Origin of the sequence: Leptolyngbya sp. FACHB-1624 (assembly GCF_047649235.1) — a bacterium.
Taxonomy (GTDB): Bacteria; Cyanobacteriota; Cyanobacteriia; order Leptolyngbyales; family Leptolyngbyaceae; genus Leptolyngbya; species Leptolyngbya boryana.
Map to the genome: position 1 here is coordinate 647065 of NZ_CP180258.1, position 26688 is coordinate 673752.

General features: G+C 46.3%; 25 protein-coding genes. 15 read left to right on the forward strand and 10 right to left on the reverse strand.

Annotation, left to right across the window (positions count from 1 at the left end; translation table 11 throughout):
• Nucleotides 1–3: 3 nt before the first annotated feature.
• Nucleotides 4–600 carry a DUF2231 domain-containing protein gene (locus tag ACMUEV_RS03055; RefSeq protein WP_190651871.1) on the reverse strand — a complete coding sequence of 199 codons (597 nt, stop codon included), beginning with the start codon at nucleotides 598–600 and terminating at the stop codon, nucleotides 4–6.
• A 317-nt stretch (nucleotides 601–917) separates the two neighbouring features.
• Here ACMUEV_RS03055 and ACMUEV_RS03060 point away from each other — a divergent pair, with 317 nt between their 5' ends.
• The 3 genes from ACMUEV_RS03060 (at nucleotide 918) to ACMUEV_RS03070 (ending at nucleotide 6422) form a co-directional block, all read left to right on the forward strand.
• Entirely contained in the window at nucleotides 918–1475 is a 558-nt protein-coding gene (locus ACMUEV_RS03060) for an HPP family protein (RefSeq protein WP_190651870.1), read from the forward strand.
• A gap of 248 nt (nucleotides 1476–1723) precedes the next feature.
• Nucleotides 1724–4048: an FUSC family protein gene (locus tag ACMUEV_RS03065; RefSeq protein ID WP_190651869.1), complete on the forward strand. Its 2325-nt coding sequence runs from the start codon at nucleotides 1724–1726 to the stop codon at nucleotides 4046–4048.
• A 97-nt stretch (nucleotides 4049–4145) separates the two neighbouring features.
• Nucleotides 4146–6422 carry an FdhF/YdeP family oxidoreductase gene (locus tag ACMUEV_RS03070; RefSeq protein ID WP_190651868.1) on the forward strand — a complete coding sequence of 759 codons (2277 nt, stop codon included), beginning with the start codon at nucleotides 4146–4148 and terminating at the stop codon, nucleotides 6420–6422.
• A 180-nt stretch (nucleotides 6423–6602) separates the two neighbouring features.
• Here the strand turns inward: ACMUEV_RS03070 and ACMUEV_RS03075 are convergent, their stop codons facing one another.
• On the reverse strand, nucleotides 6603–7781 hold the full coding sequence (locus ACMUEV_RS03075) for an HhoA/HhoB/HtrA family serine endopeptidase (RefSeq protein ID WP_190651867.1): 1179 nt from the start codon (nucleotides 7779–7781) through the stop codon (nucleotides 6603–6605).
• A 332-nt stretch (nucleotides 7782–8113) separates the two neighbouring features.
• Here ACMUEV_RS03075 and ACMUEV_RS03080 point away from each other — a divergent pair, with 332 nt between their 5' ends.
• The 4 genes from ACMUEV_RS03080 to ACMUEV_RS03095 all read left to right on the forward strand — a co-directional run bounded on the left by ACMUEV_RS03080 (nucleotide 8114) and on the right by ACMUEV_RS03095 (nucleotide 12833).
• The gene (locus ACMUEV_RS03080; RefSeq protein ID WP_190651866.1) at nucleotides 8114–8404 is read left to right on the forward strand and encodes a hypothetical protein; all 291 of its coding nucleotides are present in this window, start codon (nucleotides 8114–8116) and stop codon (nucleotides 8402–8404) included.
• Between the two features lie 53 nt (nucleotides 8405–8457).
• Nucleotides 8458–9633: an efflux RND transporter permease subunit gene (locus tag ACMUEV_RS03085; protein WP_242044471.1), complete on the forward strand. Its 1176-nt coding sequence runs from the start codon at nucleotides 8458–8460 to the stop codon at nucleotides 9631–9633.
• On the forward strand, nucleotides 9587–11155 hold the full coding sequence (locus tag ACMUEV_RS03090; RefSeq protein ID WP_242044469.1) for an efflux RND transporter permease subunit: 1569 nt from the start codon (nucleotides 9587–9589) through the stop codon (nucleotides 11153–11155). Before ACMUEV_RS03085 ends, ACMUEV_RS03090 begins: the two co-directional genes overlap by 47 nt.
• 64 nt (nucleotides 11156–11219) lie before the next feature.
• Nucleotides 11220–12833 carry a DHA2 family efflux MFS transporter permease subunit gene (locus ACMUEV_RS03095; protein WP_199329531.1) on the forward strand — a complete coding sequence of 538 codons (1614 nt, stop codon included), beginning with the start codon at nucleotides 11220–11222 and terminating at the stop codon, nucleotides 12831–12833.
• Here ACMUEV_RS03095 and ACMUEV_RS03100 read toward each other — a convergent pair.
• Nucleotides 12830–14086: a chloride channel protein gene (locus ACMUEV_RS03100; RefSeq protein WP_225885670.1), complete on the reverse strand. Its 1257-nt coding sequence runs from the start codon at nucleotides 14084–14086 to the stop codon at nucleotides 12830–12832. The two genes, ACMUEV_RS03095 and ACMUEV_RS03100, sit on opposite strands and share 4 nt — an antisense overlap.
• A gap of 622 nt (nucleotides 14087–14708) precedes the next feature.
• Here ACMUEV_RS03100 and ACMUEV_RS03105 point away from each other — a divergent pair.
• The 3 genes from ACMUEV_RS03105 to ACMUEV_RS03115 all read left to right on the forward strand — a co-directional run bounded on the left by ACMUEV_RS03105 (nucleotide 14709) and on the right by ACMUEV_RS03115 (nucleotide 16533).
• Nucleotides 14709–15152: a hypothetical protein gene (locus ACMUEV_RS03105; protein ID WP_190651865.1), complete on the forward strand. Its 444-nt coding sequence runs from the start codon at nucleotides 14709–14711 to the stop codon at nucleotides 15150–15152.
• 107 nt (nucleotides 15153–15259) lie between these two features.
• A complete protein-coding gene (locus ACMUEV_RS03110; protein ID WP_144056282.1) occupies nucleotides 15260–15694 on the forward strand; it encodes a hypothetical protein in 435 nt (144 codons plus the stop codon).
• 416 nt (nucleotides 15695–16110) lie between these two features.
• Nucleotides 16111–16533: a hypothetical protein gene (locus tag ACMUEV_RS03115; RefSeq protein ID WP_190651863.1), complete on the forward strand. Its 423-nt coding sequence runs from the start codon at nucleotides 16111–16113 to the stop codon at nucleotides 16531–16533.
• A 137-nt stretch (nucleotides 16534–16670) separates the two neighbouring features.
• Here the strand turns inward: ACMUEV_RS03115 and ACMUEV_RS03120 are convergent, their stop codons facing one another.
• Nucleotides 16671–17174 (reverse strand): DUF1643 domain-containing protein, encoded by a 504-nt coding sequence (locus ACMUEV_RS03120; RefSeq protein ID WP_190651862.1) that lies wholly within the window; start codon nucleotides 17172–17174, stop codon nucleotides 16671–16673.
• A 218-nt stretch (nucleotides 17175–17392) separates the two neighbouring features.
• Between ACMUEV_RS03120 and ACMUEV_RS03125 the strand changes: the two genes are divergently transcribed.
• The gene (locus ACMUEV_RS03125; protein ID WP_190651861.1) at nucleotides 17393–18880 is read left to right on the forward strand and encodes an FAD-dependent oxidoreductase; all 1488 of its coding nucleotides are present in this window, start codon (nucleotides 17393–17395) and stop codon (nucleotides 18878–18880) included.
• A gap of 83 nt (nucleotides 18881–18963) precedes the next feature.
• Here ACMUEV_RS03125 and ACMUEV_RS03130 read toward each other — a convergent pair whose 3' ends face one another.
• The 3 genes from ACMUEV_RS03130 to ACMUEV_RS03140 all read right to left on the reverse strand — a co-directional run bounded on the left by ACMUEV_RS03130 (nucleotide 18964) and on the right by ACMUEV_RS03140 (nucleotide 19978).
• Nucleotides 18964–19533 carry a DUF2808 domain-containing protein gene (locus ACMUEV_RS03130; protein ID WP_190651860.1) on the reverse strand — a complete coding sequence of 190 codons (570 nt, stop codon included), beginning with the start codon at nucleotides 19531–19533 and terminating at the stop codon, nucleotides 18964–18966.
• A 90-nt stretch (nucleotides 19534–19623) separates the two neighbouring features.
• On the reverse strand, nucleotides 19624–19758 hold the full coding sequence (locus ACMUEV_RS03135; RefSeq protein ID WP_277880390.1) for a hypothetical protein: 135 nt from the start codon (nucleotides 19756–19758) through the stop codon (nucleotides 19624–19626).
• Nucleotides 19759–19825: 67 nt separating this feature from the next.
• The gene (locus tag ACMUEV_RS03140) at nucleotides 19826–19978 is read right to left on the reverse strand and encodes a hypothetical protein (RefSeq protein WP_172410449.1); all 153 of its coding nucleotides are present in this window, start codon (nucleotides 19976–19978) and stop codon (nucleotides 19826–19828) included.
• Nucleotides 19979–20406: 428 nt separating this feature from the next.
• Here ACMUEV_RS03140 and ACMUEV_RS03145 point away from each other — a divergent pair, with 428 nt between their 5' ends.
• On the forward strand, nucleotides 20407–20778 hold the full coding sequence (locus ACMUEV_RS03145) for a VOC family protein (protein ID WP_017290748.1): 372 nt from the start codon (nucleotides 20407–20409) through the stop codon (nucleotides 20776–20778).
• 248 nt (nucleotides 20779–21026) lie between these two features.
• Here the strand turns inward: ACMUEV_RS03145 and ACMUEV_RS03150 are convergent, their stop codons facing one another.
• On the reverse strand, nucleotides 21027–21425 hold the full coding sequence (locus ACMUEV_RS03150) for a DUF3110 domain-containing protein (RefSeq protein WP_017290747.1): 399 nt from the start codon (nucleotides 21423–21425) through the stop codon (nucleotides 21027–21029).
• A gap of 127 nt (nucleotides 21426–21552) precedes the next feature.
• Between ACMUEV_RS03150 and ACMUEV_RS03155 the strand changes: the two genes are divergently transcribed.
• Together ACMUEV_RS03155 and ACMUEV_RS03160 are read left to right on the forward strand one after the other, a co-directional pair.
• Entirely contained in the window at nucleotides 21553–22878 is a 1326-nt protein-coding gene (locus ACMUEV_RS03155) for a histidine phosphatase family protein (protein ID WP_190651859.1), read from the forward strand.
• 112 nt (nucleotides 22879–22990) lie between these two features.
• Nucleotides 22991–24220 (forward strand): dihydroorotase, encoded by a 1230-nt coding sequence (locus ACMUEV_RS03160; RefSeq protein ID WP_190651858.1) that lies wholly within the window; start codon nucleotides 22991–22993, stop codon nucleotides 24218–24220.
• Here ACMUEV_RS03160 and lepB read toward each other — a convergent pair.
• Complete coding sequence (lepB, locus tag ACMUEV_RS03165; protein ID WP_017290744.1) at nucleotides 24198–24788, reverse strand: signal peptidase I; 591 nt, start codon at nucleotides 24786–24788, stop codon at nucleotides 24198–24200. The genes ACMUEV_RS03160 and lepB overlap by 23 nt on opposite strands.
• A 93-nt stretch (nucleotides 24789–24881) precedes the next feature.
• The gene (locus tag ACMUEV_RS03170) at nucleotides 24882–26075 is read right to left on the reverse strand and encodes an MFS transporter (protein WP_190651857.1); all 1194 of its coding nucleotides are present in this window, start codon (nucleotides 26073–26075) and stop codon (nucleotides 24882–24884) included.
• A gap of 262 nt (nucleotides 26076–26337) precedes the next feature.
• Here ACMUEV_RS03170 and ACMUEV_RS03175 point away from each other — a divergent pair, with 262 nt between their 5' ends.
• Nucleotides 26338–26547: a hypothetical protein gene (locus tag ACMUEV_RS03175; protein WP_017290741.1), complete on the forward strand. Its 210-nt coding sequence runs from the start codon at nucleotides 26338–26340 to the stop codon at nucleotides 26545–26547.
• The last annotated feature ends 141 nt before the right edge of the window (nucleotides 26548–26688 follow it).

Below are 26688 nucleotides of genomic sequence, written 5' to 3' on the forward strand. Positions count from 1 at the left end.
AGATTATTTCAAAACTAGATTCGGATTTTGTCCCTGTCGGACTAAGTTTGCAGCGGTGTTGTGAATGCCAAACTCATCACCGAGCTGTGCCCCTAAAGTGCCGTGAATGAAGAGGATTCCGAGCATGGCAATTCCGACTAGCAAGTAACTCCATTGCACTTCTCGTCGGGCAGATCTGCGCCAACGGTAGCGTTGGAGTCCTCGCCATAGGGTCATACCAACGATCGCCGTCAAGATGAAGACACCTGCGACTCCATGAATTAACATCGTTGTGCCTGCACTCAAGCCCCAAGCACTGGTTCCTGGTGGTGGCGTTGCGAGGAAAAGCTCAAAACAGCCTGCTGCAACAGTGAAAAACGTGATTACTGCAGCCGCGAATAAGTTGTACCAACCGACGGTGAATAAACTCGATCGCAGAGCAGTCAAACCAAAAAATTTGAAGATCGGTTTTTCTAAGGGAAATAGTGTTCCAGCAATATCAAAAATAATGGCAATAATAAACAGGCCGAGTGTCATGTGGACAAACTGCAGGTGAATCGGAACTGAATAGGGTAAATTATTCGCTCCAAGATTTAATTCGGGTTGGAATTGTTCTGTCACGATTGACCTTACCTTCGGCAGATAGCTGTGATCAGACCGGATTGGCTCTATAGCGATCGCGTCTATCGGATGGCTTAATTTGCTCTCTACCGCAGGAAAGTTTTCAGGGCAATTTCACTGTATCTAATGAGGTTTCAATTGATTGAACAGAGAAAAATTGGAATAATATTTTCTGATTTTTGCTATAAATTCGCGTGATGAGATAACAAAAAAAACTGTACCTTTAGATACTTTTCTGTAGCTTTCTTGAGAAATGTCATGATATTTTAACTTTAACGAAGCATTCATTTCAGGAAATAAAGGTGATTGGGTAGTTCATGCTCCACTATAAGAAAGCTCGGTTGAAATGGGAAAGTTATTGGTTTAAAACCCTTGGCAGATGGCAATCCTGCCCTCTAACCTGTCCAGTCGATCGACCCCATCATCGACATGTGTTTTGGAGTTGGTTCGGTAGTTTTGTTGCGATCTCGGTTACTTCTTACCTTGCCGTCAAAACCAATTCCCCGTTGTTGATGGCTCCTTTTGGTGCGACCAGCGTTTTGATCTTTGGTGTTCCGGACAGTCCTTTGGCTCAACCGCGTAATGTCATTGGTGGAAATCTGTTAGCTGCGATCATCAGTCTGATCATTTTGCATGTTTTCGGGACTTCTCCCGTGGCAATGGGAATGGCTGTTTCGACTGCGATCGGGATTATGCAAATGACTGGTACTGTACATCCTCCTTCAGGAGCTGTTGCTTTGGTTGTCATGATGACGAAACCGGACTGGCAATTTTTGTTAACGCCTGCTTTGGAAGGGTCACTGATTTTAGTTTTATGTGCTGTTGTTTTTAATAACTTAGCTGAAGAAAGAACCTATCCAAGACATTGGTTTTAGAATTGTCTTTAGTGAAGTAAAACTTCAGCACCGAACAAAATACGGTTTTTGCTCAAGTATATTTTTTTAGAATGCAGACGATGGGTGGCTTTTGCTTGGTAAGGCGAAGTCGCACATCGTCTAATTCTATTCTTGGTATTGGAGGACAAATTAATCTGCCTTAAGTCGGTTTGAGTGTTGCTCTTACTCTATATAAAATTCATCTGGCTGATGGATTTTCATCTACAATCCCGGCTCCTGCCAGAATTATGTTTTCTAAACTTCTCGCCTTAAGTAATGGGTTTCTTCAGCAGTTTCAGCTTAAGCCTGGTCAGCCCGCGATCGCGGTTAGCTTCCAAGTGCTGCTCTCAGTTCTAGGTCCATTAATAGTAGGAATCGTGATCGGACAACCAGCACAAAGCACGATCGCAATTATGGGCGCTTGGATGGTGGCGATCGTGAATGTAGAAGGGGTGTATCGACAGCAGGCAACCGCAAAATTTGTCGCAATCATTAGTATTACTGCAATGCTGCTGCTGGCAAATCTGGTGCATGGCATTCTCTGGCTATCAGTACTGACGACGTTTCTCGTGATGTTTTTGCTTGGGTTTGCCGGGTTGTGGGGCGCGACAGCCTCTGCCATCAGCTTAACTGCTTCGATTATGTTTATCGTAGCACTGGCAAAATTTGCTACCTTTCCCAACTTGTCTACGGTGCTTCAGCAGTGTCTTCTATGTTTTGGGGGAGGAATATGGTCAATTATTGTTGCTTTAGGGATCTGGCAACTCAATCCCTATAAACCTGTTATCCAATCTGTTTCTAGCTGTTATCAAGCTCTAAATCAACTGATCGATGCTGCAAAGGGACGAGTTACCTATCCTGACGATCGTCGCGCTCAATTCACTCGTTTTCTTCAAGCTCAAGATAGTTTTACGCAAGCACTCACGGCAGCACGCGATCGCTGGTCAGCTGCTTGGACAGAAGGTGCGAGAAATCTTGCAGGCAACCAATTGCTAATTTTGATCGAAGATACCCCAACGATTGCAAATTACGCGGTTACTTTGGTTGAACAGGTTGTGGTTGTTTCTGATCATTCTTTATTTCAATCCTTACAGCCCGCTATTCAGCAAAGTCTCGAACAGTTAGCAGTTGTATTGCAACAAATGTCTACTGCGATCGCGAAAGGTCGATCCTCGATACATTTGGGTGATCTCGATCGCGCCATTGAAGCGCTCAAACATCAACAGCAAATCTTACATACGCAATTCCATTCCAATCTCGTTTCGACTCCGCCGGATCATCAGACTGCATTAACAAGTTTGGATAAGATTTCCACGATACTGACGCGACTATCAGGCCAACTTTATACCGATGTCGAGTTGATGACTGCCTTGGAACAAGAAACGGTTCATAGAAGAGTGAGGTCAGCTAGAACTCGTTCTAGGCTCTCTTTTCCAAAGCCAGCCAGTTTCGCTGAAGTTCTCACTCCTCTGCGTGACCATCTCACGGTTCATTCGATTTTTTTTCGTCATGCTTTGCGGTTAGCGATCGTTGCCACGATTGCGGAAGTTCTCGCCGCTCAATTTCAGATTCCTCAAGGTTATTGGGTGACGCTTACGGCTGTGATTGCTCTCAAGCCGAACTATGGTGGTACCTCTCAGATGATTCTGCAACGGGTGATTGGAACGGTGATTCGGGGTGTGATTGGGATCGCGATCGTTGCTTTAATTCACAACTCTTGGGTGATTAGTGTCTGTCTTCTCTTACTCATTATGGGCGCAATGGCAGTTCAGCCCCTCAGTATTATTCTATTTATTACGCTTCTGACTCCTGCTATCATTTTGCTTTTGAATGCGACAAGTCAAGGGGGATGGGAAATCGGGGTTTTACGAATTGCGGATAGTCTAGCAGGTGGGGTTCTCGCATTGTTGGGTAGCTTTCTATTGTTTCCTCAATGGGAGCGGCAACAGCTTCCTGCTCAGCTAGAAACGACGATCCGCGCTAATCTGATTTACTTTCAGCAGGTGATTGCAGCTTATCTTCATCCCGATAAAGTCGGGGCTGCTCAATCTATTGCGCTTCCACGCCGTCAAGCTGCGTTAGAAAATACGAACCTTACAGCTTCAGCACAACGGTTATTTAGTGAGCCTCGGAATGTTCAAGGTGATGTTGAATCGATCACAACTTTGATTTTCTATATTCGCCGCTTGTTCAATTCCGTGACAGCGCTTGCAGATCATCGTCAGGAATTAAGCGGGAAGTATCAATGTCCAGAGTTCACACAATTTGCTGATATGGTCGTTCAGGTTTTAGAGAACGGGGCTGATTCTTTACAACAGCGGCAGACTCTCCAGTCTTTGCCTGATCTCGATCGTGTGCTCGACGGAATTCACCATCACCTCAATCAACTGCAAACGGCTCACACTTCTGTTACGCCTGGTTCAAGGACTTCGACTCAGATATTTCATGCCGTCCGGGAACGCGTCCCTGTTTCTGTGGGGCTAGATCAAATTGCTTATGAAATTAAAAATATTCATCACGCGATCGCACAGTTATCACAACCTGTCGTAGAACAGAAATTAAACCTGAGCTAAATCCCTCGATCGATAGAAGCTCAGATCTCTCTGTGGACACATTCTGCTGCGATCGTATTCGGGATACTTTGCGGAAGTCGCTAAATAACCTTAAACCATGAGTGCCAATCCGCAAGATATCCAACCTGTGCCCCCGTTTAATGAAAAGAATGAAGAGGCATTAGACATTGGCGGCGGATTGCCTGTTATTCAGTTCTGGGCAGAAAAGACGCTTTCGCCCGAAGGCGCGAAAATCTGGCAAACCTTGTTCCACCACAGCGCTTGCCTCTCCTGCTCTTGGGGAACGGGCGGGCAGAAAGGAGGCTTTACTGATGAGGAAGGAGAAAAGCTTCAGCGCTGTATGAAGAGTGTTGAAGCAATCTCAGCAGAAATCAAGCCAGGGATTAAGCCTCATTTCTTTGAACAGCATTCGATTACTGAGTTGCAGCAGTTGAGTTCGATGCAAGCTGATCGTTTAGGGCGATTGAGCTATCCTGTCATTCTTCGCGCAGGCAGTTCCCACTACGAGCGGATTAGTTGGGAGGAGATTTATAGCATTGCCGAAGCTGGATTTCAGAAAGCGCCAGAACGAGTGGCTTCTTATAGCTCGGGGCGATCGTCGAATGAAGCGGCGTTTCTGTTGCAATTGATGATGCGGGCATTCGGATCGAACAATCTCGCGGATTGTTCGGATCTTTGCCATGCGCCTTCAACTTTTGCACTTCAGCAGATGTTTGGAACTAAGACCTCGATCGTGTCATTGGAGAGTCTCAAGAAAGCAGATTGTGTGGTTTTAGCAGGTGCAAACTCTGCTTACAATCATCCGCGCTTGATGAATGAGTTGATCAAGCTCCGAGATGATCGAGGCGGCAGAGTGATTGTGATCAATCCAATGATGGAAATTGGATTGGTCAAGTTTGGCTCGCCTGCGTTTCCAGTGAAATCATTGATTCCAGGTTCAGAGATTTCTTCGTTGTATTTACAGCCGATTCCCGGCAGTGATGTCGCTGTCTTTCTTGGGATTCAAAAGGCGCTGATTGAGCAGGGATCTGTCGATCGCGCCTTTCTCGATGCTCACACCGAGAATGCAGAAGCGGTCTTAGAGCAAGCAAGTGCAACATCCTGGGAAACGATTACTTCTACTTGTGGAGTGACTCAGGAAGAACTAGAAGCTGCTGCAACGATTATTGGAACTTCGAAATCAGTTGTGTTTGCTTGGGCAATGGGACTCACACAACATGAAAATGGTGTGGATAACATTTTGAGTATTGCGAATACGGCTCTAATTTCAGGCAATATTGGGCGAGAAGGAACAGGTGTGATGCCTGTTCGCGGACATTCTAATGTTCAGGGATTTGGCTCAATGGGGGTAACGACTCAGAAACTGAAAGAAGGGCTGCAAGAGTCGCTAGAGAAACTACTCGGAAAGCCATTGAGTAGCGTGAAAGGTTATGACACTCGCGCTCTAATTGAAGCTGCTGATCAAGGTAAGGTGGATACGCTGATTTGCTTGGGTGGCAATCTCTATGGTGCGAATCCGGATTCGACTCAAGCTAAGAGAGCGATCGCGCAAATCGAAACGGTGATCTATCTGGCAACTAAGCCGAATATTGGGCACTTCAACGGGCTGGCTCAGCACAACACGATTATCATTCCGGTGTTCAATCGGTTTGAAACCCCTTATCGAACCACGGTTGAATCTGGCAACAATTTTGTGCGGTTGAATGATCCTGGCAAAACCCATTTGAAAGACGCAGATGTCATTCTTGAAATTGATTTTCTGACCGAACTCGCACATCGAGTTCACGGTTCTTATCCGGTAGAGTGGCGAAAGCTGCGCGATCCAAAGTATGTGCGGCAATTGATTGCAGAAATGGTTCCTGGATTCTCGAAGATGGCAACGATCGATGACACTCGCGAGGAGTTCACGATCGAGGGTCGCATCATCACAGAACCTAAGTTCCCCACGCCTTCGGGAAAAGCAAAGATGTTTAGTACCCCGTTGCCTCGGTTGGAATTGCCCGATCGCGCTTCGTTCAATGTTGATGACTCGATCCCCAGTGTTGTTGTGGCGATCATGACGGGGCGCAGCTATTCTCAGCACAATACGGTCGTGTACAAAGATGGCGACAAGTATCGCGGAATGCCGCATCGTAATTGTATTTTGATGCACCCAACTGATGCTGAGAAAGCAGGATTGAAGCAACATCAGCGCGTGACTGTACAAGGCAACGCAGGCAAATTAGAACAGGTGGAATTGATTTATGGAGCTGTGCGTCCGGGAGCGGCAGTGATGTTTTATCCAGAAGTGAATCGAATCTTTAGTGCAAAGGTCGAAACGCGATCGGGGACACCCGCTTATAAACGAGTGCCTGCGATCGTATATGCCAGCTAGAACTGACGCTCGGTTTCTGGTTGTGTCAAACATCGTTTTTAGTAACAAATTTAGTGATTCATGGTGTTTGGTTAAGCGCTCATTACCGAAGAGAGTACAGTCAACCTCATCACATCGGATCAAGGGTTAACCTCAATCCGATGTGATTCGGGATTTTGTTCTCTTAGCTCTCTTCTTGAATTAAGATGCATCGGGTGGCGGAAGTTGGGTAGGTCGTACATTAACTGCAACGCTACGATCGTTGCGTTGGACAGTCATCGGAAGTGGATTATTTAACTGTGCCCCTTCGATCGTTTTCTGAACTTGTTCAGTGTTTTGAACCGCATTGCCATTAATACTTATAAGCACATCTCCTGGACGTAGCCCTGCTCGTGCCGCAGGAGAATTCTCTGCTACTCTCACAATGAGTACGCCAGTCGTCTGATTGACTTGAAAGCCAACATTACTGCGGTTAATTTGATCGCGCAGTTCTGGCGTGAGATCCGTCATCAGCACCCCTAAATAAGGGTGAGAGACTTGTCCTTTCGTAATCAATTGCTCCGCAACTTGTTGGGCAGTGTTAATGGGAATGGCAAAACCGATTCCCTGTGCTCCTTGGATAATGGCAGTATTGATGCCAATGACTTCTCCATTGGCATTGAGTAATGGGCCACCCGAATTTCCTGGATTAATGGCTGCATCGGTTTGAATAAATCTCACCCGTTCAGCCGGAACCCCGACATCCGAACTAGAACGACCTGTTGCACTAACAATTCCTTCTGTCACTGTGTTATCGAGTCCTAATGGATTGCCGATCGCGATCGCGGCTTGTCCAGGCTGCAAATTATCAGAATTGCCGAGTCGAGCAGTGGGCAGTCCCGTTGCGTCAATCTTCAGAACGGCAACATCTGTCACGCGATCGCTGCCTAAGACTTTGGCATCAAATCGTCGCCCGTCCTTCAGCACAATACTCACCGTATCTGCATTGTCAACAACGTGTGCATTGGTGAGGATTCGCCCATCCTGACTAATAATAAATCCCGAACCCGTACCTCGCTGCACTCGCTGCTGAGTGGGAGATTGCTCACCAAAAAACCGTCTTAAGTACGGATCGTTGGTGGGCTGCTGTAATGTTCGAGTTGAGTTAACGCGAACCACTGCAGGGCCAACTTGTTCTACGACTTGAGCCACATAGTTTGGATTCCCTCCTGAATTGGCAACGGGAGTATTGGATGGGGTAGGAACTGGAGTATTGGAACTTTGAGCTTGGGGCGTGACCGTTTGTTCTTGTGGAGCACTGAGATTCCGAACACATCCTGTGCTCAGACTGGCAAGAATTAAGGTCAATGAAACTAGAGAGGGTTTGATAATGCTAGCCATAACACTTCACTGTAATGAATACTAAATCTTGAATAAAAACAAATTCACAACTTCATCCTAGAAACTAAATTGGGCAAGTCATCTCTCTAACGACTAGAGTTCGTTCAATTGAGTTCAATTGATTTGATTCCGCATTTCACTACGGACAAATTGCATAATCGCAGGCATGGTTTCCATTAACGCTGCGGCGGCTTGAGAAGAGACCAATTTCTCGATCGAGCATCTTTGGTTTCATTATTTTTTTATTCCTTGAGAAGTATGACACTCAGAAAAAATATGTCAAATTAATAGTTAGATAAGCTAACTATTAACATACAAAAAACTGGGTTTGCATGATGCCTATTTATGCTTCTCCTCGATCGCACAGCACTTTCAATTTGTTCCATCCTGCAAATCGACAGCAGCGCTGGAAGCTCTGGAGTTTGTTGTTCTTGCTATTGAGTGGTTTGTCTGCCTGTGCTGCTTCCGAAGCGCAATCGGTTCGCTCCAAAGGCGATCGATCCGTTCCAGTGGTGTCAACTCAGGCATCACGTCAAACCATGCCAATTTTGGTGCAGACAACGGGAACGGTGCAAACCTATTCGACGATTGCGCTGAAATCTCAGATGGATGGTCACGATTAGCCAAGTCCGTCCGTCAGGTCTCAGCAAGTTTACCGGATGGCAGTCCCGAAACGATGGCATCTTCGGTGGCAACGCCGTTAGAGCAGCAGTTTTCTAGCATTGCTGGCATTACTTCGATGACTTCGAGTAGTTCCTTGGGCAGTTCTCAGATCACGCTGCAATTCGATCTGAATCGTGATATTGATGGGGCTGCACAAGATGTACAAGCCGCGATCGCGAAAGCTATCCGACAGTTGCCTTCGACGATGACAACGCCACCGTCTTATCGGAAAGTGAATCCTGCCGATCAGCCAGTTCTCTATCTTTCGTTGAGTTCTGAAATCTTGCCGCTTTCTACGATCAATAAATACGCCGAAACGCAGTTAGCTCAGCGGCTTTCGATGGTGAGCGGTGTGGCTCAGGTTAACGTGTTTGGATCACAGAAGTATGCAGTTCGAGCGTTACTTGATCCCAACTCACTAAGTGCTAAAGGAATCGGGACTGATGAAGTTGCAGATGCGATTAGCAAAGGCAATTCTAATCTTCCCACCGGGAATCTCTATGGCAATCAGCAAAACCTAACGATCGAATCGAATGGACAACTCACTAATGCAGATGCCTATCGCAATTTAACGATCGCTTACCGCAATGGTTCTCCGGTACATCTGAGTGATTTGGGGCAGGTAGTTGATAGCGTCGAGAATGATAAAGTTGCAAGCTGGTATTTCTCGCGTAGTTTGGGTTTTGGAGAAACGGAGCAGGCGAAAGCAGGAGAGTTTCCGGGTAGACGGGCGATCGTATTAGCAATTCAGAAACAACCTGGTACGAACACCGTAGAAACTGTTGCACAAATTAAAAAAATTCTGCCGAACTTTCAGAAACAGCTTCCAGCTGCAATCTCGATGGAAGTTTTGTTTGATCGATCGCAGCCGATTAAGGAATCGATTGAGGATGTGCAATTTACGCTGATGTTGACGATCGCGCTGGTTGTGCTTGTGATTTTTTTGTTTCTGCGAAATCTTTCTGCGACGATTATTCCAAGTTTGGCAGTTCCACTTTCACTGGTTGCTACTTTTGGTGTGATGCTTCTGTTGGGATATTCCCTCGATAATTTGTCTTTGATGGCATTGACCTTGGTAGTGGGTCTTGTGGTGGATCGTTGCAATTTTGGTTTCTGGAATCGTTTCCTTAAGTTTGACACCAATGTTGTGCAGTCGATTTTTGCGAGTACCGCATCACGCTGGCGATGATGAAACTTCTCGGGTTCACCAGCGTAAATCTCAATTGCAAAATTTCAAAGCACGTCTCTACAACACCTCAGAATCAGTTTTCAATGCGGTACAGAATGCCTATGCTTGGAGTCTCCGCTTGTCGTTGAAACATCATCGTTTCACCATGTTGCTTTCGGGTGCAATTCTCGTTGCAACTGTGGCGTTGTTTGTGACTGTGTCGAAAGGGTTTATTGCTAGTACTGACGTGGGACAAATTACGGGCAGTCCTCAAGCGGCACAAGACATTTTCTTTGATGAAATGAGCAAACATCAGCAAGCTGTGGTGGCTATTTTGCGCCGCGATCGCAATATTGCTGCCATTAACTCAACGATCGGATCGGGTGGACCCAATGGCTCAGCGAATACAGGACGGATCTTTATTCGCTTGAAACCACGTCACGATCGCACGATGAGTGCTGATGAAATAGTACAGGCTCTTCGTCCTAAACTCTCTCAAGTGCCAGGGATCAAAGTATTCTTGCAAAATCCTCCTGCGATTAACATTGGTGGGCAGCAGACGAAAGCACAATATCAATTCACGCTTTCTAGCCCTAGTTTTGAAGAACTCCAGCAAGCTTCGCCAAAATTAGAGGAGGCTCTGCGAAAATTGCCCGAACTTCAAGATGTGAATAGCGATCTCCAAATTGGCAATCCGCAAGTGCAAGTCACAGGACTAGAGCCACAATATCAGCAGGATGAAAATGCACTCAATCTATTATCGGTGCGCTCAACCAACAATCAACTCGTTCCCCTAAATGCTGTCACAACTCTCGATCGAACAGTTGGACCGTTGACTGTGAATCATACGGGTCAGCTTGCATCAGTTACGCTGTCTTTTAACTTGAAACCAGGCATTTCCCTAGGGGATGTGACGAGTAAGATTGAGCAATTGGCAAAACAAACTCTACCTGAAACGGTTAATACAAGCTTCCAGGGATCGGCTCAGGCATTTCAGTCTTCTTTGCAAGGGCTTGGCTGGTTGCTCGTGGCTGCCATTTTAGTCATTTATATTGTGTTAGGCATTCTGTACGAAGATTTCATCCATCCGTTGACAATTTTATCGAGCCTGCCTTCGGCTGGATTTGGTGCATTGTTAACGTTGCTATTGTTCAAAGTGGATCTGAATATTTATGCGTTCGTGGGCATTATCTTGCTCATCGGGACTGTAAAAAAGAACGGCATTATGATGGTGGACTTTGCGATCGAGGCTCGCAGAGATGGGAAAAGCCCCTATCAAGCCATTTATCAAGCGTGCCTGGTTCGATTTCGCCTGATCATGATGACAACAATGGCAGCATTGATGGGGACGTTACCGATCGCACTCGGCTTTGGTGCGGGTGCAGATGCTCGGCTTGGGCTTGCTGTTGTCGGTGGATTGGTGTTTTCGCAGTTGCTCACGTTATATTTGACGCCTGTGTTTTACACCTATATGGAAGCGTGGCAAACGAAGCTGCGATCGCGCAAGAAACATTCACCTGCTTCTCAAACTGATCTTGTCTAATCGTTGCTGATTTCCTTTGTCTCAGGATTTTTTCAATTGATTCAAGTTTTCAATTCAAACTTCAATGGCTACTACTCGCGATCGCTCTAAAATGCAAAACAACGCAAACTCAACTCAGGCTCAATCTAGTTATGTACAAGGACCTTTAAAATGGGCGATTGCATTTACGGCATCGCTCGGTGCAATTCTAGAAGTCATTGATACGAGTATTGTGAATGTTGCCTTAACGGATATTCAAGCAACACTAGGGGCAACGGTGAGTGAAGTGGGATGGGTCGTCACTGGATATGCGATCGCGAACGTTGTTCTGATTCCCCTCTCGGCTTGGCTAGGTGATGTGTTTGGGAAGAAGACTTACTTTGTGTTCTCGATGGTAGGCTTTACTCTCGCCTCAGTGATGTGTGGGTTTGCCTTCAATTTGCCGATGCTCGTCATTTCTCGGATTCTGCAAGGGCTATTTGGGGGCGGATTGTTGGCGAAAGCTCAAGCGATCTTATTTGAAACCTTTCCGCCCGCAGAACAGGGTCTAGCACAAGCGGTCTTTGGGGTTGGTGTGATTGCTGGTCCCGCGATCGGACCAACCTTGGGCGGGTATCTTACCGATAGTTTGGGTTGGCGCTGGATTTTCTTTATCAATTTGCCAGTTGGGATTGCAGCCGTTCTGATGGCAATCTTTTTTCTGCCGCCTGATCGTGTTCAGGGGAAGAAAATTCATCAAAGAGTCGATTGGCTGGGGATTATTTTGTTAATCGTTGCCGTGGGAAGTTTGCAGACTTTTTTGGAGGAAGGAGAACAGGACGATTGGTTTAATTCCCAATTCATCACAACGTTGGCAATCACGACGGTGATCGGATTGGCGTTATTTATCTGGCGCGAACTCAGTACTAAAGATCCAGCCGTGGATTTGCGGGTCTTACGCCATCGATCTCTGGCAGCAGGCAGTGTCTACTCTGGAATTCTGGGGATGGGACTTTATGGAGCCTTGTTTGCGGTGCCATTATTTGCTCAGAGTGTGCTGCGCTTTACTGCGACACAAACGGGATGGTTGTTAGCTCCCGGTGCGTTGGCATCTGCGATCGTGATGATTCTACTTGGTAAGATTTCGACCAAAGTTGATGCGCGAATTCTGATCGCGATCGGTGCAGTGGGAACGGCTCTCGTAATGTTTCAACTTTCCAATATCACACCGCAAACTGGAACAGAGGATTTATTTTATCCCTTGTTGTGGCGGGGAGCGACCACAGTTTTGATGTTTTTACCGCTGAGTTTAGCAACTCTCGGATCACTACCAAAGCAAGATATTTCGGCTGGATCGGGATTTTATAACCTGACTCGTCAGCTTGGCGGTAGCATTGGCATTGCTATCTTAACGACGCTATTGGCTCAACGAGAAGCGTTTCACGAAGCGATGTTGCTGACGAATTTATCGCCTTACAATCCAGAAACCACTCAACGTCTGAATGCTCTAGCAGGCGCATTTCAAAACCGTGGCTCAGATGCAGCCACCGCCCAACAACAAGCCCTTACCTCTTTGGATCAATTGGTCAATTTGCAAGCGGCAATTTTATCCTATGCCGATATTTTTCGGTTTGTGGGCGTGGTTTTTCTATGTTCGTTGCCGTTGCTTTTACTGCTAGGGAAAGGCGGTGCCGGGGCAAAGGCACCGATCGGTCACTAATCGCCTGTTTCTAGAGTGGACAATGGCGATTGATTTTGAGTTCGACTCTGAGAGCGAATGAAAGGCAACTTGGGAGAGAGGAAAAACCCGACTAAACTTGCAAAGAGAATGGGGGCAAAGGGCGTAAAGCCTGTCAACTTCGTTAAGAGCAGTGTTGTGCTAATCGGAGTCCGAGTTACTGCCGCATTCATGGCCGCCATAATTGCAATCATCGGAAGTACAGGATTAACACCCGGAATCAGTAGCGCGATCGCTTTACCAAGACAAGCTCCTGTAAAAAACAGCGGAATAATAAATCCCCCGCGCCATTCGCCATTTACCGTTACCGCGATCGCAATCATTTTCGCGATCGCGATCCCTAGCAAAGTGAAAGCACCGAGATTTTGTTCAACGACTGAATTTAATTCTTCATGACCAAAATAGCGTGTCAGAGGAACGAGCATGGCGATAATTCCTAACACTAATCCCGCGATGGTCGTCCGAATATAAATCGGTTGCGGAATTTTTGCAAACAGCCAAGCACAACCTCTAAAAATACTAATAAATATCCAAGCCGCGATCGCTCCAACAATTCCATAAGCAATAGAAAGAGCAAAATCATCCACATTATTAATTGTGTATTGGGGAAATTGCCAAGTTGGATTCAGCCCCAAATGCGTAATTAAGGCAAAGACGATGTAGCTAGCACAGCTAGAAACGATCGCAGGTAAAATCGCCTCGTAATATTCCACGACATGCTGGTGATGCAGAATCTCCAATGCAAAGAACGCACCCCCCAATGGCGCACCAAACAATGCTGTAAAGCCTGCTGCCATTGCTGCTAGGCTCAGCGATCGCAGGTTTTCTCCCGTTAACTTTAAGCGATCGGCAACCCAAGTTCCAAAAGAACCCGTGACCTGAACCATCGGAGCTTCGGGACCTAAACTCCCTCCTGCCGAAATGCTCACCAACGAGGTCAGGATCATGGAAGGATTTTCACGAACGTCAATTCGCCCACCGCGAGAATGGATGTTATCCACAATCAAGCCAATTTCACCCGGATGACCTAGAAGGTGGATGATTAGCCCGATTATGAAACCCGCAAAGGGCATGACGATGAGCAGTGAAGTACCGCTGAACGATCGTAAAGTATGGGTCAGAAGTTCTAGTAGGTTCCAGTACAGCCCGGCGAATAAACCGCTGCCCACGCCGATGAGCGCCCAACAAATGATCCAGCGGGATAGCGTGAAAGGATTTCGCTCGGCTAGGCTCACGAGCCAGCTCCCTCTCTGATTTTGATTTTGGCGAGAGCCTTTAGATTGTTTAGGTCGAAATGGAAATACCATCGAATGTTCGTAATCTTCAAGGCTTAGATCGTCTCATAACACGATAGAAATCGGGTAAAAATCAGCTCTACCTTAAGGAGGAATTCTCACCTTACGATTCTATGAATTAAAGTGGAACGGGATTTCTATGCTGACTATGCTCTAGAAAGGACAGTTCAAGATTGTGAATTAAGTTGCGAACTTCCGGCTTTTGAAAAGGGGAACTGCTCAAAGCAGATTAATGTTTGTCATCCATCCGATAACCACAACAAATCACAATTGCGCAATTCGTTGGCCTTATGTCTACACCAAAAGGCTTGCTCCTCTAGGTGTCATATAGAAAATTTCTACTTGTTTAAGTAATTCTAATTTTTCCTTCGATCGTAGCCTCTGCTGCAGTCTTTAAATGTATCCGGTATACAGTGATAAATGGACGTTATTCGCTTCACGTAGCATGAAGCAAATTTTGTAAAGATGAATCTGGTTCCGTAAACCTTTTGTGCGACCGGATTCGTTAGCGTTCTGATTTGTTCGGGCTGATGTTTGTTAGAAATTGGAGATTTGGAGTTTTATGCTCAAACACATTGCGCGTCGGTTGAGTGCAGTAGCAGTTACATTTTTATTATTTTTTAGTCTTTCGTTTGGAGTGATGAGTGTAGCTCAAGCGGCAAGTGCAACGACTGATCTTGAACAGACGAAGGGCTATTATGCTCAAAAAGCAGACGATATGTCTGAAGTGCAAGCTGCTCCTAGTGTAGAAGTAGATTCTGAAGCCGCTGAAGAGGCGGCTGAAGAGGCAGCAAAAGCGGAGAAGAAAGCTGCGAAGAAGGCGGCGAAGGAGGCAAAAGCTGCAGCGAAGGCTGAAGAGAAGAAAGTGAAGGAAGCTGCGAAGGCAGAAGCGAAAAAAGCGAAGGAAGCTGCGAAGGCAGAGGCGAAAAAGGCGAAGGAAGCTGCGAAGGCAGAGAAGGCAAAGGGTGCTGAAAAGTCTACTGATGTGACTGAATCTGATTCTTAGCGTTGGATGCCGACATCTAACGGTTGGTAGTGCGATCGAGCGTCAAATTCCTCGATCGCAGAGACAGATTTCAAGCGGTTTGTATTGGATCATTGCAGGAGATTGATATGAAAAGATTGTTTGTGTCCGTTTTTGCAAGTTTAGTTGTTTTACTCGGTTTTGCAGGAAGGGTGCAGGCAACACCTTTGTCGGTTGCTCCTCCGATTTTATCTGTGGCTGAAGCGGCTCCAGTTGATGTGATTGAGCAACTGAAAACACAAATTTTGCCGCAGCTTCAGAGCATTTTGACTCCAGAGCAGCAACAGCAGCTTGAGAGTGCGATCGTAGAAGGAACGCCGAATCTGCCTAAGGCGATGCAATCATTAATGCTCACGCCAGATCAGAAGGCTAAACTTGCAGGTGTTTTTAAGACGCTTCCGAAAAAGGAAATTTTTGCGTCGATGACTCCAGAGCAGAAGAAGCAGCTTTTTATGAGCAAAAAAGATCTGTTCATGCCGACTGCTGAAGAGATTGCTGGATATAAAGCGATGAAAGGGAAATAGATTAATGTGGAAAGATAGGGAAGCTTGATTTTCTTAGCCTATCTGAGACAAGACTGATTTCAATGTTGGATCGGTTGTGAAGCTGTCAGGAAATCAAAAAGCCAAACCATCGATCAAGATTGAGAACCCTTTGAACTTCTGCGATAACCGCAGAAGTTCAAATTTTAATTACTTTCTCAAATCCAGACTTTTCAAGAGTTCTAGTTCGATAATCTTGGACTATAAAATTAACTGGACTGAAAATGGACTAAATTTTTACCTCTATTTTTCGACTCGATCGCGGCTTGCCTATCCAAATTTGACCTGATTATACCCGTCGATCTCTTCAGTAAATCGCCTCTTTAGTCTTATATGAGACTTATAATGAGTCCTAAATTAAGTCTTATTTGAAACTGTGAATTCGATCGCGGAAGCCAATGAAACAACCACACTCCATTATTTTGACTCTCACAATCATTACCATCACGATTGCAACTCCAACCCTTTCCGAGCCGTACAACTCCAACCCCGATCGGCAGGGTAACTATTTCAGCAATGAAGCCCCAGTCAAAGGCACAGTCCAATCTCCTCTGATGCGCGGCTCACTCTGGCAAGTGACAGTCTCATACTTAAACTGTCGCAGCAATGCAGATGCAAAGTCTCGGATTATCCGACAGTTCAAACGCTCAGAATTACTGCAAGCCGATGTCGGTCGTGGCGGCGCAGACGAAGTTCTCCTTAATGCAAAAGACAAAAACGGCAGTCCCTGGATGCGAGTTAGAAGCGCATCTGGACAAAATTACAAATGCTACGTCAGAGCAAATCGCCGCTATATCCAACCTTACTCTTCTCACCAATAATACTTCTTTCTCATTTAAGACGCTATATGAGACTTAATCTGTGTCTCATTCGAGACACGCTCATCATACAGAAGTTGGGAATGTTTTAGATCTACAGGGCTAAAAGGTTATCGGCTTGCATGTGAAACCCAGACCTATCAAAACTGAATTGGGTGGAGTGTTTGTGGAAGATAGAGTGGATGCCAAGGCATTCCTCGCTTAGTTCGCCTTAAGCAATAAAGATTTGGAAGCATCTTTTTAACGTCAAGATGTCGATCGTGATGAGTTCCATGATTGCCCCAGGCAGCCACAACAATTCTTGCCCTTGCCGAATACTCCAGTAAATACTTGTCATTGTCTGAACCGATTGGATCGACTGAGGCAATCATATCTTTTGGGTTTGTTGCTCGATACGCAAACAAATTTGTCATACAAAGACCCGAATATCCCCAATCTTTCGCAAATTTGATGCAACGGCGAATTGTAGGATCATCCTGTGTTTCATCTGCCGTAGATGGATTCAAGCCAACAAACATGGCGTAATTAGAACTCCAATCGTTCGCCCACCTTCGCCAAAGAACATAGCGATATCTTCGGCAAGGAGAAAATATCGCATCACTAGAAGGTGTTTCAACCGCAGGAAAACAGGACGACTGATTCATGAACTGCCTGACATTGGTGATTGAACTCAGCATATCCATCAAAAACTAGGGCGGCAACGCCTGCTGAAGCAAGTCATAACAAAGCAAATTTCTAACGAATTTGCTCCCTTCCTTGCCGCACTCATCTTTTCTAAAGACGATCCATCGAGCTTTGCTGCTCTAGTTTTTTTGAGTGCGATATCGTTATGAGAGCTAAGCGCACTTGTTCTACACGCTCTATGTTGATTCAACCTACGCCAAGCGAACTCGTTCTTTCTCACACCAATGCCTTAATTATTGGAGGGGGTCCCGCAGGACTCGCGACAGCACTCATGTTGGCACACCGAGGATGGACAAATATTACCGTGCTAGAAAAGCGCACGGCAGCCGACTACTACGAGCCAGATAAGTCCTTTAACTACCTCATTGATGGTCGAGGTCAAAAATTAACAGACTTACTTGGACTGACTGAACAGTTACCTAAAATCGGTGTTCCCAATACAGCGTTCTACATCACCCGCATTCAGCCCAACGGTAAGCGCAAAACCTCAAAATTACCAATCGTCAATTCCAACCGAAAAATAGCGTATTGGATTCCTCGAAGAGTCTTTGTCCAATTGCTCTACGAAGAAATCGAACACAACTGGCAAGACCACATTACGGTTCGCTTCGACACTCAATGTACAGAGATTAATCAAATTAGCACAGAGGAAGGCATCAAAACGCTGGAAGTAGTCGCTCAGAAATCGAACCATGAGATTGAGCGATTTGAACCATTTCTGTTAGTTGGCTGTGATGGAATCCAATCGATTGTTCGCACGACATTGAAGCAGTGGGAGCGCACGGATCGATTTGAGATGCAGCGATTTCCTTCTCCGAGTTCTGGATTGCGCTACAAAGTATTGAGCCTACCCCCAAACTTTCCGCTTGATGCTCAACATCAAGACCAGGCTGTTTCTACAAGAGCTTATGCCATTCGGGGAATATGGCGGAGTCGCACTCAGTTTCTCACGCTCGGTCTTTTGCCCCTCAAAGATGACACCGCGCCGCGCACCGTCAATATCATCACCCATCCAGATCATCAAATCTGGAGCTTGAAAACGGGTGAGCAAGTCCTCCAGTTTTTCGAGCAAGACTTCCCCCAACTGCCCATTCGTCAAATGATCTCGATCGAAGAAGCTGATCGATTTGCTAAAAGTAACGGTGGCGTTTTTCCAATGCCTCAATTCTGCCCTGGATTACACTATCTCTTGAAGCAAGAACCATCAGAAACGATTCAGGCTGGCATCGTGCTGTTAGGAGATGCCATTCATTGTTTTCCCCCGGATATCGGACAAGGTGTGAATGCAGCATTAGAAGATGTGTCTGTTTTAAATGACATCCTGTGTCAAAGTCAAAATGATCTATCACAGGCACTTCCACGGTATGAGGCGATTCGAGCCATGGATGTTCAGGCAGTCGTTCGACTAGCTCAGACCGCAGCCCCTTGGCAATACAATCAGAATCGCTTGCAGGCGCGATTGTGGATGATGCGGTTTTTTCTCCACTTTGGTCTCAGTCGGTTCCTTCCTGGTATGAGTCCTCCAGCATTCTTTCAGCTTCAGAATCAGGAATTGTCTTATCAAGAGATTTGGAGTCAGGAGCAATCGAGCAGCAAAATTCTCAAGGTGTTCAGCATCATTTTGCTCAGTGGTTTACTGGCAAGCGCGATCGCATCTCAATGGTAAGGTCAAGCAATAGATTCATGAACCAAAGAAAAGACCCTCGACGGCAAAGGGTCTTCATTGTTTCTAATCAGATCGAAAGAAAGCTACTGGTAAGACTGCAAATGAATGCGTCCATAGCCTAAGAACAATCCAGAAGCTTGATCTCCTTCAGGATAAGCCGTGACTCCAAACAAATAAACGCCTCCCTGCCAAGGATTTGCTGTTGCATCTAGTACAACAGTCACAGTTTGTCCGGGTTGAATCGGAGGGTTAAATGTGACGGTTGTCTCACTCTTATTGTTGGGGCGTTCACCACCGATCGCGGCGAGTGAAACCGATTGCCCTCTCGCCATGTGATCTCCTAGAAATGCACGACTTTGTGAAGGATCGAAGCTGACACGATCGAGGTTTTCCTCCTGAGCAATTCTAACCGTTTGCAAAGCTGCTCCAGCATCCGATGGCACTTGAATCGTAAACTCATAAGCCGATGGAGTATGAGCTAAAACGTTACTAGCAGCAGTCCGAACGAGATGAGGCGCACGTTCAAAGTAGCTCCGTCCTCCAATTTGCCCTGCTCTCGCAGTCAACGGTAAGAGACTGAGCAGAACTGCACTGATCGTAAATACCGATGCGAAGTGCGATCGCGCTTTCATCGAAGATAGCTTTCTCAACATAATTTCACTCCAACTCTAAACAATCTCAACCATTGGAGTAGGTGAAGAAGTGGACTAGAATGCAAAGACTCAGCGATTCAAGAAGACAAGTTATCCTTGTGAATAAAAAATCATCAACATCACAAGCACGGTAATGCCAAGTGCCAAAGTGACTAAGCTTCCCCAACTTGCAGAATCAGAAATGAGTCTTTCTTTGATCATTCTTAAATATTCAGAAGCTTCCATCTCAGCCTCCTTAAGTCTGTGGTTTTAGAAGTCGATGAGAAGCATTTCGGGTCTCAGAACTGAAGTCCTAGAAACTGCTTAGCAGAATGATGACCGTAAATAGACAGAACAGCCCAACGGATACAGCCGCGATCGTAGCGTATGGAGCACGATTGATGTGATCAAGATACTGGTTTACTTTTTCGTCTTTTTCTTCAGGTAACCAAGTTGCAGGTTTCATAATGTACACCTCTTGAAGCGAATAAAGTGTATCGTCCCATTTCTAACTTTAAGCGGTTTTCCGATGACAGATGAGAAGACTAAAAGAAACTTTGTGCTTGTTTTCAGAAGTTCATCCCAACAAGAGCAGATGTCTTTTTCCAAACTTTCAAGGGTAGGCAAACAGCGATATTGTTGCCTCAATTGGGATTGTTCCCATGGCTCGTACCATCTTTTTCTTATTGTAAGACACGTTACGAGACTTACTTTAAGTCTCAGGCGAGACATATTTGTCGCACAAAGTCTTAAACAAGACTCGTTTTAAGTCCAGCAATAAAACAGTTTTGAGAAAACGAGACTCAAAATCGAGTATTACAATTCTCAACAGATCGTCGATCGCTAAACTGACCCGTTCTACAATATATTTGTACTATATTCAGCGAGGCAACGATGAATAGCAATCCCGTTATCTGGTTTGAAATCTATGTGCAAGACATGGATCGAGCTAAAGCCTTCTACGAATCTGTTTTTCAACGCAAACTAGAAAGCCTGAACAACCCGGATTTAGAAATGTGGAGCTTTCCGATGCAGATGGGAAGCGAAGGTGCAGCGGGTGCATTAGTAAAAATGCCTGGAGTTTCATCGGGGGGTAACAGTACTCTGATCTATTTCAGTTGCGATGACTGTGCAGTAGAAGAAAGTAGAGTCAAAGAATTCGGAGGTCGAATTCAAAAAACTAAGATGTCGATCGGAGAGTATGGTTTCATCTCATTAGTTGCTGATACCGAAGGCAATCTGTTCGGCTTACATTCTATGCAGTAAGCTTTCAGCTTCAAGCATCAACGGCGATCGTAGAGTTGAGCGCCGCGATCGCCTGCCTCACTTTCGTTACCCCGTGCTCGATCGTTTCCGTCTTCTCAAAACTTCCCCTTTTTCAATGTTGGTCAAGATTCGAGCACGCAATGAGTTCGATACCATGTCGCAGAAGCCTAACGATCGCTTTAATCAAATCACTTGAGACTCAGAATGAGTCTATTGATAAAACCCGTTTGAGACATTGAGACTAAAACTCAAAGCAACCCTTCTAACTGGCGACGAATGCGATCGAGTTCCCCATTCGACAGTTCCGACTCCTCACGTTCCGGCTTATCCTCACTGCTCCAATCCGTCTCTTCACGATTCGCCTCAGGCGGAGCCAACAACAACCGCTCAAACTCATTTTGCGGCATAAAATTCTCAGGAATCAGATACGCCTCATAGCCCGCATCCTGACAAAACTCTTCAATCTCTTCTTGATCAATCTTTTCCACCGTCGGAACCGCAAAATCCTGCGCCTCCAGCATCATCGCGTACCGCTCCGCATCATCTTGTTGCGCAAACATCAACACCAAATTCTGAGTTCCCACGCTAATCGTATGAATCCCCGGATTATCGGTGTCAGCATTGAACAGCAGAACGAAAACTTGCATGGCTCTAGTGAAGATGGATGGACTAGATCCAAGGGTACTGCAATTATGTTCGATCGCTACTTTAGATTTCTCATCATTTGACACACGAACACGATAGAATCATCCTGACTTTTTTGCCCCAAAATCTATGACGACTCGTGTAATTCTCGTCCGCCACGGTGAAAGCAGCTACAACGTTGAAAAAAGAGCGCAGGGGCATTGTGATCTCTCCACCTTGACCGAAAAAGGAGAAATCATGGCAACCCAGGTTGCAAAAGCTCTCAAAGATTTGCAATTCGATGCCATCTATACCAGCCCCCTCCAACGTGCAAAACGCACAGCCGAAGTGATTTTTGAAGGATTAGACAATCCCCCCGCTCTGCAAGTCACAGACGATTTAAAAGAAATCAATGTTTTTCTTTGGGAAGGAATGCTCTTCAGCGAAGTCCAAGAAAAATATCCTGAAATGTATGACTACTGGCACACCGAGCCACATAAAGTCAGAATGACGCTACCCGATGGCAGCGAACTCGCTCCAGTTCAAGACTTATACGAGCAAGCAGAACGATTCTGGCGATCGACCATTCCCCAACACGCCAATCAAACCCTCTTGATCGTCGCCCATAGTGGCATTAATCGCGCCTTAATCAATACCGCGATCGGACTCGAACCCGCCGACTATCAACGCTTCCATATCTCCAACTGCGGCATCACCGTTCTCAACTTCTCCGGCGATTTTGGCGAAACCGTTCAAATTGAATCTCTCAACGTCACCTCTCATTTAGGCGAAACCATCCCCAAACTCCGTCCCAAACACAAGGGCGCACGCCTCTTACTCGTCCGACATGGTGAAACCGAATGGAACCGCCAAGGACGCTTCCAAGGACAAATCGATGTTCCCCTCAACGACAACGGACGAGTTCAAGCCTCCCAGGCTGGCGAATTCCTTAAATCTGTCTCCATTGATTCCGCCGTCAGCAGTTCAATGGCACGCCCCAAAGAAACCGCAGAACTCATTCTGAAACATCATCCTGACATCGACTTAAAACTGCGCGACGACCTGCGCGAAATTAGTCATGGACTCTGGGAAGGGAAATTTGAATCTGAAATCGAAGCAGACTATCCCGGTTTACTCGAGCAATGGCAAAGTCGCCCCGAAACCGTTCAAATGCCAGAAGGTGAGAATTTGCAGCAAGTTTGGGATCGAGCGATCGCTGGATGGAACGAAATCGTCAACAATGCCCAACCCGGAGAAACGATCCTCGTCGTCGCCCACGATGCCATCAATAAAGCAATTCTTTGCTACATCTCCGGCTTAACGACTGCTTCTTTCTGGAACTTCAAGCAAGGCAACGGCGCAGTCAGCGTCATCGACTATCCCAAAGGCAACGATGCAACACCATTGCTGATGGCAATGAACATCACAACCCATTTAGGCGGTGTGTTAGACAAGACTGCCGCAGGCGCACTTTAATCCCTCAAGAAAAAGTAGAGAGTGCAAGATGGGATGCGAAACCGTACTTAAATATTGAACGGGAAGCATCCTACTCGATCTCATTCTCCTGTTTTATTCGTTGCACAAAACTATGTTTGTTCTGCTCCAGCAAGTTCGATCGCTTGATCCGGTTGCAAACGTCGATCGCATCACCGACGTTTTAATTGAAGACGGGATTATCCGTGCATTCGCACCCTCTGAAATTCCCCCAGACACGCAAATTCAACCCTGCGCTGGCAAAATTCTCGCCCCCGGACTCATCGATCTCTACAGTCACAGCGGTGAACCCGGATTTGAAGAACGCGAAACGCTCACCTCGATCGAACAAGCCGCGATCGCCGGAGGCTTCACTCAACTCAATCTCCTTCCCGACACAAATCCCGCGATCGACAATCCCGCAAGCGTCACCCAAATTCGCACCAAATTCCCCAAAGTCAACTGCTGGGGCGCACTCACGCTCGGAACAGAAGGTCAACAAATGACCGAACTCGCAGAATTAGCCGCAGCCGGAATTATTGGATTCACCGACGGAAAAGCACTTCCAAATTTAACGCTGATTCGTCGCGCTCTAGAATATCTCCACCCCATTCAAAAACCCGTCGCACTCTGGGCTTGTGATCCAGGACTAGCCGGGAAAGGCGTAATCCGACAAGGCGCAAACTCAATGCGATTCGGTCTGCCTGGAGTCCCAACGATGGCAGAATCAGCCCCCTTGTCCGCCCTACTCGAATGCGTCGCAGAAATTGGCACACCCGTTCATCTCATGCGAATTTCAACAGCACGAGGAGTCGAACTGATTCGCGATGCCAAATTACGAGGCGTACCCGTCACAGCCAGCACCACTTGGCTCCATTTGCTCTTAGATACAGATGCCGTCGGAACCTATGATCCCAATCTGAGACTCGACCCACCCTTAGGCAACCCGCACGATCGAGACGCTTTAATCCAAGCCGTTCAAGATGGCATCATTGACGCGATCGCAGTCGATCACAGCCCCTACACCTACGAAGAAAAAACCGTTGCATTTGGCGAAGCCCCTCCAGGCGCGATCGGCTTAGAACTTGCGTTACCCCTGCTCTGGTCGAATTTAGTCGAATCCGATCGCTGGTCTGCCCTAACACTCTGGCAAAGCTTAACCACCCGCTCAGCCCAGTGCCTCAATCAATCTTTTCAGACTAAAGATTTGATCTTGTTCGATCCAAATGAAAAATGGACAGTCGATCGCTCAAATCTACGATCGCTGTCCACAAATACCTCTTGGCTCAACCACTCAATTACAGGTCGAGTCCTAGAAATCTTTAATACTGAGGCTCTGGCGTAATCTCACCTGCCCGATTCGGAGGCCAAAATCTCACCACTGCCCGTCCAATAATCTTGTCGCGTGGGACAAATCCCCAGTAGTGACTGTCATAGCTATTATTGCGATTGTCGCCTAGCACCAAATAAGAATCAGGCGGAATCACTTGCGGTCCCCATTCATACTGGGGCGCTTCATCTTTTCCAATATAATTTTCGCGCAACGGCTGGTCATTCACATAAACTCGATTGCCCTTGACCTGCACCTTATCCCCCGGCAACCCAATCACACGCTTAATAAACGCATCGTGAAAATTTTGCTTCTCTAGGGCAGGAGTCGGAGCGAAGACCACAATATCACCGCGTTGAGGGTTATTGAAGCGATAGCTGATTTTATCAATGATTAAACGATCGTTAATTTGCAGCGTCGGCAACATCGACCCGGATGGAATATAACGGGCTTCCGCAACAAACTGCCGAATCCCGATCGCTAGAACGGCACTTAAACCGATCGTTTTGAGTCCCTCTAGCCAGGGATTTTCGTCTTTCTGACGCACTTTGTTGTTAGGAGCCGGGTTATCCACTCGATTCATTTCACCTTAAACAGATAAAGATTGTGTAGGCTGATTTGAAAACCTTCGTTCTCAGTCTAATCTACACAAGCAAGTTTGAACTTTCAGAATTTTTTAGATCAAGTTGCGATCGCGTCTCGTACCGATTAGCCCAATCCCTCCGATCACCGTCGCCAAAAATCCCCAGAGTATGATGCTACTTGACACAGGTTGACTTCCCAACGCCCAACTCACGATCGCCGATCCACCCCCAATTCCCCCAAAATAAAGTCCCGTTCCAAACCCCGCTTGATTACTCGGAACCGCTCCCAAAGCATAAGGAATTTGACTAATAAACAACAATCCAAATGCCAAGCCAAAAAGCACCAGAAACAGCCAATTAGCAGGCACATTCAACACGCCTAACAATAACGCGATCACCGAAAAACTCATCAACATCGATCGATGCACCCCCCAAGTCAATGCAAACCGTTCTAACGGCAAAGCACTCACCGCAGAAATGACCAAAATCGCCGAAGTTAGATAAGCTGGCTCCAGCCATTGAATTTGCTGATGCAGCAGTTGTGGCGAATAACCAAATAACAACGTGCTTTGAATTCCCGCTGCCAATCCAACCCAAAAAATCGCGATCGCCTTCTTCAGCGGGATCGGCGGATCATTCGTGACTTCTGCAAGTTGGAGCGGGGGCTGCGACCATTTGAACAGTAGTCCCCCCACCACCAGCGATAGCGCTCCCAGTAGAAAAGTTGCCGAAGCCCCCCATTGAGTAATCAAACGACCTACCAACGGCGACATCGCCCCCATCAAAGCAAACACCAGCGTCAAAATTGCATTTGCTAAGGGAAAGTCAGCCGGAGTAAACTGCCGCAACAGCGCGATCGCAGGTCCGCGAAAAATAATCATTGCGATCACCCAAACCGTCGTCAGAATCGGCACAAAATTCCGAATCGCCAGCATTACTGCCTTCTCTTGCCACAAAACCGAAACCGAAACACAGATCAATCCCGCCAACGTCACCCCAAACGTCACCATCGGAAATCGCGTATTCAACCGCCGAAAAATCTGATCCGATTTCCATCCCACCACAGGTTCAACGATCGCGCCCAATAAACCTTGATAAATCCCCAACTGACTCGCCAAGGCTGTAAACCCTAAGCTGCTTAAAATCCTGGGTTGAAACACTCCATAAATCATCCAAGTAAACATGACTGCTGCGAGCAAAATTGCTAGCCCAATCACTTGCTGCCACGCTTGAAACCGACTTGGTTGTGGGTTAGGAACCAAACCAGACTTCGCATCTTCGCCCATATTCTCATCGCCTTTTTCTAATGCCTCTGTGTCATCAATATCAGTAATCTCTATGTTTAGACATTAAATTCTGCAAACCCTGAAAAATATTCGTCTCCCCGATTCGATTGGTCAATTGCCCGGGATGTTGCCAATCGTCACACTCAGATTCAACATTAAAGAAAAATAAGAAATACAAGGCGTTCCAGCATCAAGTGACAAAATAAAATCTACTCAGATCAGAAGGCATTGACGCAATCTTTTCTTGCTGCCACTCTTCATTATGCAAACCCATTTTCGACTCATTTGCTCTATCTCCACAGTTCCAGGATGGTCCGTTGAGAATGATGCCGTTCTGATTTCAGAGGGACTGTTTGCGATCGCGCTTCCTCTCGGTGTTTGTGTTGCAATTTTTGTGCAGAAAAAACGCAAACGTCGAGCGTTGAAACAGCAAATTGAAATGCTCGAAAAGCTATGGCGCAATAAAGTTTAATAAGAAAATCTCGTAACTCACTCGGGCATTGAAAAGAATAAATTTTATAAACAATAAAAAATTAATTACAAAAGCATTGGATTAACCAAGATGCGATAAATTGTGATGGCTTCTCCAAACGAAACATCTACTAATTTATTG

Coding starts and splice junctions, on each gene's coding strand:
- ACMUEV_RS03060 (WP_190651870.1), top strand. CDS start 918: ATGCTCCACTATAAGAAAGCTCGGTTGAAATGGGAAAGTTATTGGTTT.
- ACMUEV_RS03065 (WP_190651869.1), top strand. CDS start 1,724: ATGTTTTCTAAACTTCTCGCCTTAAGTAATGGGTTTCTTCAGCAGTTT.
- ACMUEV_RS03070 (WP_190651868.1), top strand. CDS start 4,146: ATGAGTGCCAATCCGCAAGATATCCAACCTGTGCCCCCGTTTAATGAA.
- ACMUEV_RS03075 (WP_190651867.1), bottom strand. CDS start 7,781: ATGGCTAGCATTATCAAACCCTCTCTAGTTTCATTGACCTTAATTCTT.
- ACMUEV_RS03080 (WP_190651866.1), top strand. CDS start 8,114: ATGATGCCTATTTATGCTTCTCCTCGATCGCACAGCACTTTCAATTTG.
- ACMUEV_RS03085 (WP_242044471.1), top strand. CDS start 8,458: ATGGCATCTTCGGTGGCAACGCCGTTAGAGCAGCAGTTTTCTAGCATT.
- ACMUEV_RS03090 (WP_242044469.1), top strand. CDS start 9,587: ATGTTGTGCAGTCGATTTTTGCGAGTACCGCATCACGCTGGCGATGAT.
- ACMUEV_RS03095 (WP_199329531.1), top strand. CDS start 11,220: ATGGCTACTACTCGCGATCGCTCTAAAATGCAAAACAACGCAAACTCA.
- ACMUEV_RS03105 (WP_190651865.1), top strand. CDS start 14,709: ATGCTCAAACACATTGCGCGTCGGTTGAGTGCAGTAGCAGTTACATTT.
- ACMUEV_RS03110 (WP_144056282.1), top strand. CDS start 15,260: ATGAAAAGATTGTTTGTGTCCGTTTTTGCAAGTTTAGTTGTTTTACTC.
- ACMUEV_RS03115 (WP_190651863.1), top strand. CDS start 16,111: ATGAAACAACCACACTCCATTATTTTGACTCTCACAATCATTACCATC.
- ACMUEV_RS03120 (WP_190651862.1), bottom strand. CDS start 17,174: ATGAATCAGTCGTCCTGTTTTCCTGCGGTTGAAACACCTTCTAGTGAT.
- ACMUEV_RS03125 (WP_190651861.1), top strand. CDS start 17,393: ATGTTGATTCAACCTACGCCAAGCGAACTCGTTCTTTCTCACACCAAT.
- ACMUEV_RS03130 (WP_190651860.1), bottom strand. CDS start 19,533: ATGTTGAGAAAGCTATCTTCGATGAAAGCGCGATCGCACTTCGCATCG.
- ACMUEV_RS03135 (WP_277880390.1), bottom strand. CDS start 19,758: ATGGAAGCTTCTGAATATTTAAGAATGATCAAAGAAAGACTCATTTCT.
- ACMUEV_RS03140 (WP_172410449.1), bottom strand. CDS start 19,978: ATGAAACCTGCAACTTGGTTACCTGAAGAAAAAGACGAAAAAGTAAAC.
- ACMUEV_RS03145 (WP_017290748.1), top strand. CDS start 20,407: ATGAATAGCAATCCCGTTATCTGGTTTGAAATCTATGTGCAAGACATG.
- ACMUEV_RS03150 (WP_017290747.1), bottom strand. CDS start 21,425: ATGCAAGTTTTCGTTCTGCTGTTCAATGCTGACACCGATAATCCGGGG.
- ACMUEV_RS03155 (WP_190651859.1), top strand. CDS start 21,553: ATGACGACTCGTGTAATTCTCGTCCGCCACGGTGAAAGCAGCTACAAC.
- ACMUEV_RS03160 (WP_190651858.1), top strand. CDS start 22,991: ATGTTTGTTCTGCTCCAGCAAGTTCGATCGCTTGATCCGGTTGCAAAC.
- lepB (WP_017290744.1), bottom strand. CDS start 24,788: ATGAATCGAGTGGATAACCCGGCTCCTAACAACAAAGTGCGTCAGAAA.
- ACMUEV_RS03170 (WP_190651857.1), bottom strand. CDS start 26,075: ATGGGCGAAGATGCGAAGTCTGGTTTGGTTCCTAACCCACAACCAAGT.
- ACMUEV_RS03175 (WP_017290741.1), top strand. CDS start 26,338: ATGCAAACCCATTTTCGACTCATTTGCTCTATCTCCACAGTTCCAGGA.